The sequence below is a fragment of the Ferrimonas sp. YIN67 genome, from assembly GCF_057219095.1.
In genome coordinates this window covers 662,600-676,720 of the sequence record NZ_JBXVVJ010000002.1, presented here as the reverse complement: position 1 = coordinate 676,720, position 14,121 = coordinate 662,600, and the positions used below count along the sequence as shown (strand labels likewise).

Here is a 14,121-nt window from a genome sequence, read left to right as displayed (position 1 = left end):
CTTCTTGCTGCACTTTGAGGTCAAGTCCGGTCGATCTACCCTGTTGAAAGCCTGGCAGATTGCGCGGGATCCCACTTCTTCTGCTGCGGGTTTGAACTGACGTCGCACAATCCTCTATGGTGGGCCATATCTCCTTTTATGACTCCTTGTGGTACCGGGCGGCGTCCGGCAGGTGAATTATGTCAAAGATCAATCAAGAACGTCTGATCCAGCACTTTATCGAACTGGTGAAGATCAACAGCGAATCCATCAACGAGAAAGCCATCAGCGAGACCCTGGCCGAGCAGCTGGGTCAGATGGGCTTCGAGGTGAAGAAGCTGGCCGTTCCGGCCGAGATCTCCAACGGCCACAACCTGTACGCCAAACTGGCTGGCACCCTGGAGGGCAGCATTGCCCTGAGCTGCCACATGGATACCGTGGCGCCGGGCAATGATATCGAGCCGGTGATTGAAGACGGCGTGATCCGCTCTGCCGGTGACACCATCCTTGGCGGTGACGACAAGTCCGGGATCGCCGCCATCATGGAAGCGGTACGCGCGCTGCAGGAGCAGGGCGTTGCCCACAAGACCATCGAGTTGGCCTTTACCGTTCACGAAGAGGGCGGCTTGCACGGCTCTCGTCTGTTCGAGATGGACCACCTGGAGTCCAACGAGTGTGTGGTGCTGGACTCTGGCGGTGAGATCGGCACCATCATCACAGTGGCACCGGGCCAGCAGAACCTGAAAGTTGAGATCACCGGTCGTCCGGCCCACGCCGGTCTGGCCCCCGAGGAGGGGATCAACGCCCTGACCGTGGCCTCCGATGCGATCAGCCAGATGAAGCTGTCCCGTATCGACGCTGAAACCACCGCCAACATCGGTGTGGTGAAGGGCGGTATGGCCACCAATATCGTGATGCCAAGCCTCTCTCTGGAAGCGGAAGCCCGCTCCCTGTGTGACGACAAGCTGGCTGCTCAGGTGGCGCACATGACCGAGACTTTCCAGGCTGCCGCAGACAAGCACGGCGCCCAGATCGACATTCAGTCCAGCCGTGCCTACAACGCCTACCAGATCGCCGATTGCGATCCCCTGGTTCAAAGTGTCATGGTGGCCTTTGAAGCCAATGGTGTTGCGCCGCTGACCGCCTCCACCGGCGGTGGCTCCGATGCCAACATCTTCAATGGCAAGGGTCTCAAGACCATCAACCTGTCCACCGGCATGGCCAAGGTGCATACCTGTGATGAGTTCATCACCATCGATGATCTGACCAAGATCACCGAGTTTATGCACACCTTCCTGAGCCGTTAAGCGCGGTCGATTCCAGGTCCAAGCCCCGCCCATGTCGGCGGGGCTTTTTGTATTGCGTTAACCGACGATGGCGTTTGTAACTGTCATCAAGGGTGACTAGCTCATCGTGCCAATCGCCTTGCCGACACTGCCGGGTAGGACACATCAATGTCGCGATGGCAGAGATCCTAGGGAGTGGCGAGCAAAGGGGCGGCCCTCTCAGGCACTCTCTGTGCCGTCAACCATCGCCCTCACTTTCTGATGTGGATCCTGCGATTGAGGAAAATGCGGAGAGTCCCCCTTTATTGTGATTGCGCACTTCCTGCGTGTTGTGACTGCGCAGTCCCTGCCTGGGCAAAATGCCCGGCGAAGGGCTCCCTGGCTGAGTGTTTGAACCTGGGGTTTTCGTCCCTGTCCCGGCGTATCTACTTCGGCTTGGTCGTTGCTGCGCGTCAGAGTCTGGCCTGAGCATGCATGCCGGCCGGTTTGTATCTTCGATGTTCCCTCTTTCTCTCTTTTCCTCTTTTCCTCTTTTCCTCTTTTCCTCTTTTCCTCTTTTCCTCTTTTCCTCTTTATCAACGGCATGAAATAGAAGCATGACGGCGTGGGCTAAAGAGACTGTTGAGACCTTGTCCCGCTGATCTTTAGGTTGTCCATTGCTCGGCCTATTGGCCAGGGCCAGGGCCAGGGCCAGGGCCAGGGCCAGGGCTTGGTTTGGGTGAGCACAGGCGGGGTAAGCGGCTGTTTATGGTATGGGATGCCTATGGCCTCTGCGTACTCGGTACGGCGTTGATGGCGGTATGGAGTTGCTCTCGGCCAGGGCATGACGGGGGAGGGGGAAAGTGGTGCCAAAGGTCGGTTTTCGTTCGTTTATTTAACGAGTTATCAGTGATTTACCGAACTTTTCATTAGCATACTTGCCTGTTTGCGAGCGTTATTAGTAAGTTGCTTTACCTTAAGGGCTCGCTATTGAGTCCAGACAGTCGTAATACATTGCGGGCTGCCCAAACTGCAGGATGCGCGGGATATGATAGAGATAGTTGGCCTGACCAAGCGCTATACCCTGGGTCAGGAAGTGGTATATGCCCTGAATGGGGTCGATCTGCGGATCGAACAAGGGGATTTTGTTGCGATCATGGGGCCGTCCGGCTCGGGAAAATCGACCCTGATGAACGTGATCGGTTGCCTGGATCGTCCCACCAGTGGGGATTTTTATCTCGATGGTGAAGCGGTTTCCGGTCTGGATGATGATGCGCTTTCCGCCATTCGAAATCGTCAAATTGGCTTTATTTTTCAAAGCTTCCACCTACTACCCAGGCTGACAGCGCTGGATAATGTCCTGTTGCCCATGCGTTTTGCCGAGGCCGAGCCCAGTGCAGAGGATCGGCAACGGGCCGAGGCGCTGTTGCAGCGAGTGGCCCTGGGCGAGCGCCACAAGCACAGGCCAAATCAGCTGTCTGGTGGTCAGCGTCAACGGGTCGCCATCGCTCGCTCCCTGATCAACCAACCGGCCATCCTGCTTGCGGATGAGCCTACCGGGGCGCTCGATTCTAAGACCACCGATGAGATCATGTCGCTCTTTACCGAGCTAAACCAGCAAGGCCAGACCATCATCGTCGTGACTCATGAAGAGGAGGTCGCCGACTATGCCCGTCGTGTGGTGCGGATGCGGGATGGTCAGATCCAGAAGATTGAGGAGCGTCACAATGCGGTGGCCTAGTCTGTGTGCCGGTTTGCTCTGTGCCCTGGTAAGCCCAGCCACGATGGCTGAGCACCCCCCCTTGTTACTCACAGGTCAGGTGGTATCCATGGAATCCCAGGCTTTGTTGGTGCCCAAGGCCGGTGAAGGGTGGCACTACCAGATCCAATGGATGTTGCCCGAAGGTGCTGTCGCCGAGGTGGGACAGCCTGTGGTGATCTTCGATAAGAGCCAGCTTGCCGATCGTATCGAGCAGCTAGAAGCTCAGGTCGAAAGGGTCGAAGCCCAAAAGCTGAGTCGCATCGTCGAGCTTGATGCCCAGGTGGTACAGGCCGAGTTTGAGGTGCTTGAGAAGCAGCTTCAGCGGCAGAAAGCCGAGCTAGATGCTTCGATCCCCGAGGGCTATATCCCCAATAAACGCCACGCCGAAAATCAGTTCAATTTGCTTAAGGCCGAGCAGGACCTTGTCGTCGCCCAGCAGAAGCTGTCGGAGCAGCAGGCTCGGTATGAATTGACCCTGGAGCAACTTGCCCTGGAGCAGGAAAAAGCGGATCTGGAACTGAAGTTGGCATTGGAGGGGGTTGAGCAGCTAACCCTGCTGGCTCAGATCCCCGGGCCGGTTCTCTACGGTTTTGATCAACGTCAGCAGCGCAAATTTGGGGTCGGTGATACGGCTCAAGTTGGCCGACAGGTGGGGGCCATTCCCTCCGCCGATCGCTTGCAGGTTCGGGCCTGGGTAAACGAGGTGGATGTGGACCGTCTCAGCCTGGGACAACCCATCGAGGTGAGGATGGACGCCATGCTTCAGCAGGCTCATGGTGCGAGCATCTCAGCCATCGGACGCCGAGCTACGTTCCGTCCGGGCTGGGGCTCTGGCAACTGGTTTGAAGTGGAAGTGCAGTTCGATGGGGCGTTGGAAGCCGATATCGTGCCAGGCATGAGTGTATTGCTCAGCACGGAGGTGCAATGAGACAGCTAGGATGGAGTGCCTTGTTACTGGCACTGACCGGGTGTAGCCCCGCAGAGCAGATTGAGGTGGTGGCTGGGCATCTGCAGGACAAGATAGAGATCAGCGGTCAACTGCATTCGGCCGATACGGTCAATGTGATGCCGCCAAGCATTCGCCGGGTGTGGCAGTACCAGATCCAGGAGATGGTGCCGGAAGGTCAATTTGTCCAGGCCGGCGAGCAACTGGTGCAGTTGGATACCTCTGACGTCAAGCAGTCGATCTCGGTGCGGGCATCCCGACTTAAGGCGACCAAGCAGGATAGGATCACCAGTGCGATGCGTAACGAGAAGCGGATCGAAAAGCTGAAGTTGGATCTGGCCAACGCTCGGATGCGCTACGAAAAGGCCAAGCTCAAGGCGGAGCTGTCCGATGATTCCATTGCACAGATCGAGCAGGAAAAACGCAAGTTCGACCATCGTATTGAGCGCCAAAGGGTAGCGATGGTTGATGAGAAGCTTAAGCTGGAGCGGGAGCGGGCGAAACAGCGCGATACCATTCTGGAGACGGACCAACGCAAGCTCGAGAGCGAACTTGAGGTGCTCAGGAACGGGTATGAGGCGCTGACCCTGAGAGCCCCCCGTGACGGGATTGTGGTGTATGGCAGTGATAGCCGTGGCAACAAGCTGAGCCAGGGGGACATTGCCTATGTGGGGAATGTCCTGTTGACCATGCCTGATCTGTCTAAGATGCAGGTGCATATGGCGGTGCCCGAAGTCGAGGCCAGCCGGGTCCATGTAGGTCAGAGAGTGGCCATTCGTCTCGATGCCAACCCGGATCGTCAATTCTTCGGTGAGGTGCTGGAGATCGGCGCCGTGTTCCGGGAGCGAACGCCGGATCTTCCCCTTGCGGTGTTTGATGTGATCACCAGTATCACTCCGGTGATGCCTGAGCTGATGCGTCCTGGCATGACCGCCAAGATCAGCCTGGAGATGACGGAGGGTGAGGCGCAGCCCCTGTTGCCACAGGATGCCGTTTGGTTCGAAGGGGATCAGGCGTATGTGCTGCAATCGCGTTGGTTTGGCGATCGCGTGGTACCGGTGCAGATCGGTGGGATCGGCGAGTCATATGTGGCCATTGCCGAGGGGCTGAGTGTGGGTGATAAGGTGGTAATGCCATGAAGCAGGGTAAGTTTGCGATCCTGCTCAGTGCCATGATGATGCTGAGCGGCTGCGGCGAGGAGGCCGAGGAGTCGATACTGACCTATGCGGTGGACCTGGGGGACTTTCGTATGGTGATCCCGGCAACCGGGGAGCTGGAGGCTCGGCGCTCTATGCCCGTGGTGGTGCCCTCCGGCCTGCACGGACGTCAGTCGCTCGCCTGGGTGCTGCCCAATTTTACCGAGGTGAAGGCGGGAGAGGTCGTGGCTTTGCTGGATCCGACCCGGTCGAAGTATGGACTGAAGCGGGAGCGTTTTGACTACGATCGCTTGGCACTCGATCAGCAAATGCAGTCCGATAAGGACAAGACACAAAGCGTCGAGATCGATGTCGGGATCCGGGTGACCCAGGAGGAGGAGGCGTTAGCGGAGGCTTTCTTTAGCGACGATGAACGGGTCTATACCAAGGTTGAGATCATCGACTTGATGCGCAACCAGTCCTATCTGGATGCCAAGCTGGATTATTTCCGTTACAGCCTGGCAGAACATCAGAGCCAGGCGGAGGCCGAGCAAAATCTGCTTCAGGCAAAACAGATGCGCTTTACCACCACGATCGACCGCTTCGAGGAGAACCTCAAGCGGATGGTGATCAAGGCACCCCATGACGGCATGTTTGTGGCGGAGCTGGGGAGCAGCGGCTTGCAGCCGATGCCGGGTGATGTCGTCCATTCCGGGACTCGGCTGGGGATCATGCCGGACCTGTCCGAGATGCAGGCGCGGCTGTATGTGCTGGAATCCGACGCGGCCGGTTTAGCGGTCGGCCAGGCGGCCAGTGTGACACTGGATGCTTACCCGACCCGGCAGTTTCGCGGGCAGGTTTGCCGCCAGGACTCCTTGGCCAAACCGAAAGATCGGGGAAGCCCGGTCAAGTATTTTGAGTTTGTTGTCTGCCTGGATGAAACCCAGCCAGCGATCATGCAACCGGGTCGTCAATTGCGTGCCCAGGTGATGGCGGCGCAGCAGGACGGCGTGCTGGCCGTACCCAATCAGGCCGTCTTCAATGAGAATGGCCGCTACTGGGTCTACGTCCAACAAGGCAATGGCTTTACCATGCAAGCCGTAACCGTGGCGCAACGCAGCCTGGAACAGACGGTGATCGCCGAGGGCCTGAAGGCGGGTGATGTGGTGGCTTTGGTCCAACCGAGTAATCGATTGTTGCTGTAACGGCATAACGAGGGAAGTAATGATGTTTCAAAGGATCCGCTCGGGTATGGGCCAGGCGTTTGATGAAATGTGGCACCACAAGCTACGCACGGCTTTGACTTTGCTGGGGATGATCTTCGGCGTCGGTGCCGTGATTGCCATGCTCAGCGTCGGTGAGGGGGCTGAGCGGGAAGCCCTGAAGATGATTGAGTCCATGGGGGTGCGCAATGTGCTGGTGGATGCCCGCAGCGTGGATGGCCAGAGCCTGCGCGCGATACGGGAGCACTCCGTCGGTTTGGACCTGCGTGATGTTGACAGCATCATGACCACGCTGCCGGTGTTCGAACGCTGGAGCGCACAAAAACGCGTGCAGACCTACAGCCTGTTCAGTTTTTACGGACGAAGCGACGCCCAGATCCGGGCGGTGACGCCCAGTCATTTCGACATGAGCAGTTTGGCGTTTCACAGCGGGGCTGGCTTTTCCGACGAGGATAATCGGGACTATCGACAAGTCGTGGTATTGGGTACGGAGGCCGCCCGCAGTCTGTTTCCTCAAGGCGGGGCAGTCGGCCAATCGGTGAAGTTGAACCATCAATGGTTCACCGTGATCGGGGTACTTTCGTCCGGAGATGCTGGTCGCACCAAGATCCAGGGCGTACGCTTGGGCGGGGAGCGCAACCAGGTGTTTATTCCCCTGGAAACCGCGCTGAAGAAGATGAACTTCAAGCCGCTGGAAGATCAGCTGGATCAGATCAAACTGGCCTTAGCCGAAGGGGTCTCGCCGATCCAGGCTGCGGCAAGTCTCGAACACCTGCTGGAGCGGCGTCATGGGGGCGAGAAGGACTTTGATATCGTGGTACCTGCCCAGCTGCTGGCTCAGCATCAACAGACTCAGCAGATCTTCAATATCGTTATGGCCTGTGTCGCCGGGATCTCCCTGCTGGTGGGGGGGATCGGCATCATGAACATCATGCTTGCCACCATCCTGGAGCGCACCCAGGAGATCGGTCTGCTGCGCGCCATTGGGGCCCGCAAGAAGGACATTGAGCACCAGTTTTTGATCGAGAGCATCGTGATCTCGGGCACCGGCGGGGTGATCGGGATCTTCGTCGGCCTGCTGCTGGCGCTGCTGATCGCCACGGCGGCGGACTGGCCCATCGGCTGGTCACCCAGTGCCATCTTCCTTTCCCTGGGCGTCTGCATGTCGGTGGGGATCGGCTTTGGCCTCTACCCGGCAAAGAAGGCGGCCCAGTTGGATCCCATCGTGGCGTTGCAGCGGGATTGATGTGCCCTTTATAAGCCCCTTGTCGCGCCTTGTATGCGCAAAGGGGCTTAGTTGATAGCCTCTTGAACGGTGCATGGGCGATGAAACTCGATTGGCGTATGTATTTGGTCACCAACCTAGGGTATAAGGGTCCCCGTGAAGATCCCAAAACGACTCCAACCTCTGGTTGATGATGGACTGCTGGACGAAGTGATCCGGCCTTTGATGAGCGGCAAAGAAGCCGACGTATTTATCGTGCGCTGTGGCGAGGAGATCCGCTGCGCCAAGATCTATAAGGAGGCGGAGAAACGCAGCTTCAAACAGGCGGTACAGTACCGCGAAGGGCGTAAGGGCCGAAACAGCCGACGTCAACGGGCGATGGAGAAGGGCTCCAAGTTTGGCCGTGAGCAACAGGAGCAGGCCTGGCACAATGCCGAGGTGGATGCTCTGTACCGCTTGGCTCAGGCTGGCGTTCGAGTGCCCCAACCCTATGGCTGCTTCGACGGCGTGCTCTTGATGGAGCTTATCACCGACGATGACGGGGACGTGGCACCACGGCTCAATGACGTGGTGATGTCACCCGAGCAGGCAAGGGAAGACCATGCCCTGGTGATCCGGGATGTGGTGCGGATGCTGTGTGCCGGCCTGGTGCATGGCGATCTGTCGGAATTTAATGTGTTGGTGGACGACTACGGTCCGGTGATCATCGATCTGCCTCAGGCGGTGGATGCGGCGGCCAACAACCACGCTAAGGCGATGTTGCTGCGGGACGTGAACAACATGACCGCCTACTACGCCGAGTTTGCCCCGGAGTTGGCCAAAACGCGCTATGGCGAGGAGATCTGGGCCCTCTACGAGAAGGGGGAACTGACTCCCGAGGTGGCATTGACTGGCCGCTTTGTGGAAACCAGCAAGGTCGCGGATCTCAAGGCGATCATGGAGGAGATCGACGCCGCCAGAGAAGCGGAGCTAGAGCGACGCCAGCGGATTGCCGAAGCCAACGAGTGAACTCTGTATGGCGAAATGCAAAGGGGCTGCGTGAAACGCCGCCCCTTTGCTTTGGCGTACCCGGATCACCGGGCGCTTGAACCCTGTGTCATCCCACCTTTGAGATAAACGCATCGATACGTCTCGATGAGACGATACTCGGGGCGAGATCTGAGATCGCGCACTATTGGGGTTGCGACAGTCAACCGAGATACCTTTATGTGTTGTTGATCTCGTAGTAAAAAGTGCTCGATTGACCTCACCATTGAGTTCTTTAGCATGGCCCTCACTCCGGCTGTACTGGCAGCCTTCAATGCATCGATACGGGATCTCTCCATGTTGAAACACTCCTCACGAATGGCCAAACAGGGCCTGGCAATTTTGGCTCTGGCGATGGCGTCCTTGGGCGTGCAGGCCGAGATAGGCGGCTGTGGTGGTGATGCACCGGCTCAAGCCGGTGAACCTGCCCCGTTGTTCTCCACCTGCACTCAAAGCGTTGGGGCGGAGTCGGCGCCGGTCAAACAACTCAACCCTGGTGAGTATGTGGAAGGGATCCACTATCAGCGGGTCAGTGGTATTGAAGTGTCCGCCGAGCGCCCCTATCTGGTGGAGTACCTCTGGATCGGTTGTCCCTACTGTGTGGCCATCGAGCCTTACCTCAAGGACTTTTTGGCCGATCACGATGGCATGAGCCTGATCCGCCGTCACTCGGTGAAGAATGACACCTGGGAGCGGGACGGGCGGATCTTCTACGCCATGCAACACAGTGGTCATGATGAGCTGTTGATGCCGCTCAAGGAGTTCTATGTCGCCCTGCGTCGCGCGGAAACTCCACCGCAGGAGGCGGACTTTGAACGGTTTTTCACCGAGCATGGGGTCGACTTCAGTGCACTGATGGCCGTCGCGGAGGGTGAAGCTGTCTCCGTTGAGATTGCCGCGACCCACCGTGAGATGGCTGCCATCGGGCTGCAATACGTACCGACCCTGGTGATCAATGGCAAGTACATGGTGCTCTATTCCGACGAGATCGAAACCAATGCGCAGCGCATGGCGCTGGCCGAGTACCTGCTTACCCTGGATTAAGCCTCCCGCCTCGCCATGATCTGGCGGTAAAGCGGCCTCCAATGCCTACGCCCGTAGGCATTGGTCTCTTCACGCCTTGTAGAGCCCGGCTTCGATGCTTTCGCCGGGCAGTGGTCCTTCGCCGCCCGTTTGTCGTTGCTTCGCCGCCCGTCCATCCGTGCCCATCGCTGGCCGTTTTTCTATTGCCTTCGCCCATTCGTCGTTGCTTCATCGCCTGACTCTCCGTTGCCTTTGCCGCCCGTATCTGGTTGCTGTCATTAACAATGCACAAGTGATCCACTTGGTTAACGCCTGTGCGTTGCCGTCCTTTCTTCCATATCAAGAATGAACGCAGGGTCTGCGATCCGGGGCTCAATAACCAATGGGAGAAGATTTTGAACGTTAGGGCGCCTGACAAAGGATAAGGCTTCAGGGGCTAAGGCATCGGGATCGCCCGTTGATCTTCGTGGTCCGCCGGAGCCTAGCCCCTAGGTCGAGCATCCATTCGTTTCAGGAGTAAAACAAACGCCATAGGTGGTATGTCAGGCTGAAATCGAATTAAGCCTGGCGGAAATTTGGGGCAGGGTGCCTGGGAATACTGATGCTGCGGCCGCACTCAGTTTACGTCGCGAGGGGCGTGCATCGCACTGCGGGGCGAAGTGAAGGCCCTTTAGAGAGTGGATCACTTTTGGCCGTTGTCGCGGCGCTCGCCGAAGGATCTGCTTTAACGTTTTGCCTTAAAAGGGGAGGGACTCTCAGAAAAAAGCCGCGGGAGAGCACCGCGGCATCAAAGGGTAAGTAATGGGAGAGTTACTTACTGGCTGGGAAGGCAAACAGAGGCTTAACCACTTCGGTCACGGTCTCAGAGTACTGCTTCAGGGTTTCGCTTTGGGCTTTAACAAAGGCTTCGGACTGGGCCTTGAGTTCGTTGGCCAGTTCGGTTTGCTTGTCCAGTACCTCTTTGGGGGCCTTGGGCGTGGTGCCCTGGTAGGCGGCAGTGCTGGTCTGAGCAACCTGCTTAAGGAAATCGGCGTTGCTGGTGGCCAGGTTCTTGACCAGATCCAGTTGCAGTTCGGTCAGTTGAGACTGGGCCTTGATGGCTTGTTCTACGTTGGCTTCGAGGGTCTTTTGAAATTCGGTAAACATGACGAGCTCCTTTCAATGCAATGACTGGCGAAATTTGTGCGCTGCACAATGAACTTGTTCACACTGTAGATCTCTGGTGGATTATTCGTCAAGTGAAAATTGTGCACTGCACAAAAAAAGTTTTGTCATAGGGGGGATCGGCCGTGTTGGCCTTGGGGGCGGATGCATGTGAGGACTGAGCCGTGGGGCAGTCACTGTGGGTTGGGTAACAAAAACCCCGCTGGAAAGATCCGCGGGGCTTCTCTTCAACCTAAAAGGGCGTTCAAGGCGTCCTGTACCGGGAGGGGGCTAGCGCCGGGCCGCTTCCGACCATTGGCTGACCACCTGCTCAAGGAAACGCTGTTTCCGTGCTTCAAGCTCGGCCATATCCAGGCCGACAAAGGCCTGGGCCTGTGCCTTGTCGGCGTAGTCCGGGTAGTTCACGGACTCGACGCCCAGATCGGCCAGCAGGATCCCAAGCTTGGCCCGGGCCATCTTCGCCTGTTGCAGGCCCACGGCCATCAGATCCAGTGCCTCCTGTGGATTGTGGGCATGAATGCCGTGGGAAGCGACGGCGAAGTCCCAGCGCCACTGAGAGTGGCGAATATCCATCAGGATCGATTCCATCTGGTGCCAGTTGGCTCCGGCATTCCAGGCAGCACGGGCTTCCACATGAGCCTTGACCAGCATGGGCTCCAACTCATCCCGAGCGGCATTGATGGCGGCCTTGGCATCCACCAGGCTCTGCATCAGCTCGGCCTTGCTGTCGTGGCAACCGGCACAGGACAGCTCGAAGTTGTCCATGGCATTGCTGACGTTGTGGTCGGTGTAGCCTTGCCCCTGGGCGTTGGTCCTGGTGGGCATATGACAGGTGATACAGGTGACCTCAAGATCCGCATGGGGGCCCCGGCTCCAGGTTTCAAACTCCGGGTGCTGAGCCTTGAGCATCGGCGCACCGGACAGCGGATGCACCCAGTCGTGGAAGCGGCGGGTGTCGTAGTACTTCTCGATCTCCTCCAGGGTGTTGCCGAAGATCCAGGGGATGTTGACCTTGTTCTCCTTCTCCGGTTGGAAGTAGTACTCCACGTGGCACTGGCCACAGGTCTGGGCGGCCTGCATGGCGGGGCTCTGGGCCTCAAACGGCTGCTTGATCTTGGCCATGGCATCCTGAGTGAAGGGGCGTGCCAGGTGCAGTGTCGCCTTGCCCTCTTCATGACAGTCGATACAGCCGATGGCGCCATGGGTGATCTCATGGCCCACTTCGCTGAAAGTCTTGGCGGCAAAGCCCTCCTGACCGTACTTCTCCATCAGCCTTGGGGCGTCCGGCGTTTTGCAACTCCAGCAGCTGGCGGAGAGATCATGCTCGCCCTCGATGCCGATAGGCCCGCCGGTGCGCAGAGTCTGGGTCACATCGGTGACCGCGTACTGGTGGCCCCGGGCGCTTTTGTAGTCGTGGGAGAAGGGGTAACCGGCCCACAGCACCACCATGTCCGGGCGCTCGGCCAGCAGATCGATTTTCTCTTTGGTGTCGATGCTGGTGGACCAGCTTTCATGCTGGGTCGGAAAGATCTCCTGCCAGGCATCGCTGTCGTAGCCGGGCTTAACCGCACTGGGCTCGGAGCATCCAGCAAGGCCAAGCATCAAGACAGATGCGGCCGTCAGCCCAAACGTTCGGCCCGCTTGGGCGGCCAGGTTGAGTAAGTTGGGGGAAATCATAGTGTGGGCGGTGCCTCCATTACACAACTGCTTGGCGATAGGGTGTTGTTCAAACATGCTTTTTGCCGGGAACGTCATGGTAAATAATCGCCAGTGATGCAGTGATAGTAAGGGTAACAGCTCTGAGGGTTGAGAGACATTCTTGAGGTTTTGTCTCATTTTCTTTGTTCACGCCGTTTTTTTGTGATCCCTCAGGCAGTTCCCTGTGGGTCAAACCCGCAAGATCGCCGTCTCCCCATGGCTTAACGCGTTACGATGACAAAACTCAAAACACGGGTCCGGATCCTTGATGCCTTCGCGCAACTGGTCTGTCGCAAGGGCTACTTAGATGTTGGCATGGACGAACTGATCGGCGCGGCCCAGATAGGCCGCAGTACCTTTTATCGTTATTTCAGCACCAAGCTGGATCTGCTGATCGCCTTGCACGATCGAACCTTTATTCTGTTGCTGGATGGGCTGGACCGGGCCGAGGCCTGGCAGAGTGATACGCCGCCGGACGCTCTGGTGGCTTTGTTTGAACGATTCGCCGGGCAGCGAGGCCTGCATCGCTCGATCCAGGATGCGCTCGGCGCCGATGGCGAGCCCGCCGCCAAGCGTATTGAGCACTCTCTGGCGCAGATCCTGGAGCAGCATCTATTGGCAGCATTTGGCGATAAACCGTGGCAGGTGCCGGTGCGGATCCTGGCTCAGATCCTGGCGGGGCTTTACCTGTGTCATCTCACCCAGTGGCGCCGAGGACAGGGCCTGGAGAGCGCCGAGCAAACGGCGACTCTGCTGCATCGCCAGTGCCGGGCGCTGATCTGCGATGCACTGGATAACGCGCCCAGATCATAGGTGATAGCTTGGTCATAGGCCGGGAACTCAGGGCAGCTGTTCACCCTGGTTCCACTCCTGAGGCTGCCAGCGGCGGGCGCGGATCTCGACCCCCTCGGGGGCGTAGACCACCAGGGGATATTGACCGCTATGGCGTTGCAGGCGCTGGCCGATCATCACCTCGGTGGGCGCTTCGGGCAGATCCGGACAGGCCGCCAGAGTGCTGGCATAGGCGCCGGGCTCGAAACCGCTCACCTCGGCATAGCCATAACCCCAGCCCTCCAAGGTTTCCCAGCTCAGTGCCCCCTTGCCTCGGTATTGGTTACAGGGTGGCAGGCTCTCAACGCTGTAGGCCTGGATCTCGACTTGGTGGAAGGACTCGTGGCTTTGCGGGAAATGGAACAGGTGACGGACCAGGCCGGGCTTTTCGCCAAACATCCAGCCGGGTGCTTTGCTGTCGTTGGCATCGGCCGCACTCGCGTTAAAGGCGGTCAGCGGTGTCATCATCATGCACCCCAGTAAAAGAGCTCTTTTCATCGTGGATCCTCGGATTATCTGTTGCCTCCACTCTAGCAGCGGTGCCGCCGAGGCAAAGCATAGAATCATTTCCATTCAGGCTCGGTGCGGCTTTGTCGCAAAGTGTATCGGTGCCAACAGGCGCGGGAACTTTTTGCGGCGGGCTTGATAGAGCGAAATATGAGAGAGGCACAGAGATCACAGTGGCGGTCGTTGCACCATCAGCGCGGCAGTCTTCGGGATTGGATGAAGGGCTAGGATGATTGGGGATAAAGGCGGCGGCTGTGTCACGCCATCCAGGTGTCGCCTGCAGGTTGGGGCAATGACAGTCACCATGGGGGCAAGCAGGGCAACAGAGTGTCTCAA

12 protein-coding genes are annotated in these 14,121 nt (G+C 58.2%); 9 read left to right on the top strand and 3 right to left on the bottom strand.

The window, feature by feature from the left end; genetic code table 11:
• Window positions 1-179: 179 nt before the first annotated feature.
• From AC2D8U_RS06650 to AC2D8U_RS06615, 8 genes are all read left to right on the top strand, one after another.
• Window positions 180-1,286 carry a M20/M25/M40 family metallo-hydrolase gene (locus tag AC2D8U_RS06650; protein ID WP_484618273.1) on the top strand — a complete coding sequence of 369 codons (1,107 nt, stop codon included), beginning with the start codon at window positions 180-182 and terminating at the stop codon, window positions 1,284-1,286.
• A gap of 1,006 nt (window positions 1,287-2,292) precedes the next feature.
• Complete coding sequence (locus AC2D8U_RS06645; protein WP_484618272.1) at window positions 2,293-2,985, top strand: ABC transporter ATP-binding protein; 693 nt, start codon at window positions 2,293-2,295, stop codon at window positions 2,983-2,985.
• Window positions 2,972-3,934 (top strand): HlyD family secretion protein, encoded by a 963-nt coding sequence (locus tag AC2D8U_RS06640; RefSeq protein WP_484618271.1) that lies wholly within the window; start codon window positions 2,972-2,974, stop codon window positions 3,932-3,934. The genes AC2D8U_RS06645 and AC2D8U_RS06640 overlap by 14 nt, the downstream gene beginning before the upstream one ends.
• Complete coding sequence (locus AC2D8U_RS06635; protein ID WP_484618270.1) at window positions 3,931-5,091, top strand: efflux RND transporter periplasmic adaptor subunit; 1,161 nt, start codon at window positions 3,931-3,933, stop codon at window positions 5,089-5,091. The genes AC2D8U_RS06640 and AC2D8U_RS06635 overlap by 4 nt, the downstream gene beginning before the upstream one ends.
• Window positions 5,088-6,293: an efflux RND transporter periplasmic adaptor subunit gene (locus AC2D8U_RS06630; protein ID WP_484618269.1), complete on the top strand. Its 1,206-nt coding sequence runs from the start codon at window positions 5,088-5,090 to the stop codon at window positions 6,291-6,293. Before AC2D8U_RS06635 ends, AC2D8U_RS06630 begins: the two co-directional genes overlap by 4 nt.
• Window positions 6,294-6,312: 19 nt before the next feature.
• Window positions 6,313-7,557, top strand: coding sequence for an ABC transporter permease (locus AC2D8U_RS06625; RefSeq protein ID WP_484618268.1), 1,245 nt, complete (start codon window positions 6,313-6,315; stop codon window positions 7,555-7,557).
• 135 nt (window positions 7,558-7,692) lie between these two features.
• On the top strand, window positions 7,693-8,544 hold the full coding sequence (locus AC2D8U_RS06620; RefSeq protein WP_484618267.1) for a PA4780 family RIO1-like protein kinase: 852 nt from the start codon (window positions 7,693-7,695) through the stop codon (window positions 8,542-8,544).
• A gap of 258 nt (window positions 8,545-8,802) precedes the next feature.
• The gene (locus AC2D8U_RS06615; RefSeq protein ID WP_484618266.1) at window positions 8,803-9,606 is read left to right on the top strand and encodes a DsbA family protein; all 804 of its coding nucleotides are present in this window, start codon (window positions 8,803-8,805) and stop codon (window positions 9,604-9,606) included.
• A gap of 789 nt (window positions 9,607-10,395) precedes the next feature.
• On the opposite strand, the gene AC2D8U_RS06610 is transcribed toward AC2D8U_RS06615, so the two are convergent.
• Window positions 10,396-10,731: a phasin family protein gene (locus AC2D8U_RS06610; protein ID WP_484618265.1), complete on the bottom strand. Its 336-nt coding sequence runs from the start codon at window positions 10,729-10,731 to the stop codon at window positions 10,396-10,398.
• Between the two features lie 288 nt (window positions 10,732-11,019).
• Entirely contained in the window at window positions 11,020-12,426 is a 1,407-nt protein-coding gene (locus AC2D8U_RS06605) for an ammonia-forming cytochrome c nitrite reductase subunit c552 (RefSeq protein WP_484618264.1), read from the bottom strand.
• A 255-nt stretch (window positions 12,427-12,681) separates the two neighbouring features.
• Here AC2D8U_RS06605 and AC2D8U_RS06600 point away from each other — a divergent pair, with 255 nt between their 5' ends.
• The gene (locus AC2D8U_RS06600; RefSeq protein WP_484618263.1) at window positions 12,682-13,260 is read left to right on the top strand and encodes a TetR/AcrR family transcriptional regulator; all 579 of its coding nucleotides are present in this window, start codon (window positions 12,682-12,684) and stop codon (window positions 13,258-13,260) included.
• Between the two features lie 27 nt (window positions 13,261-13,287).
• On the opposite strand, the gene AC2D8U_RS06595 is transcribed toward AC2D8U_RS06600, so the two are convergent.
• Window positions 13,288-13,776 carry an ecotin family protein gene (locus AC2D8U_RS06595; protein ID WP_484618262.1) on the bottom strand — a complete coding sequence of 163 codons (489 nt, stop codon included), beginning with the start codon at window positions 13,774-13,776 and terminating at the stop codon, window positions 13,288-13,290.
• Window positions 13,777-14,121: the final 345 nt, after the last annotated feature.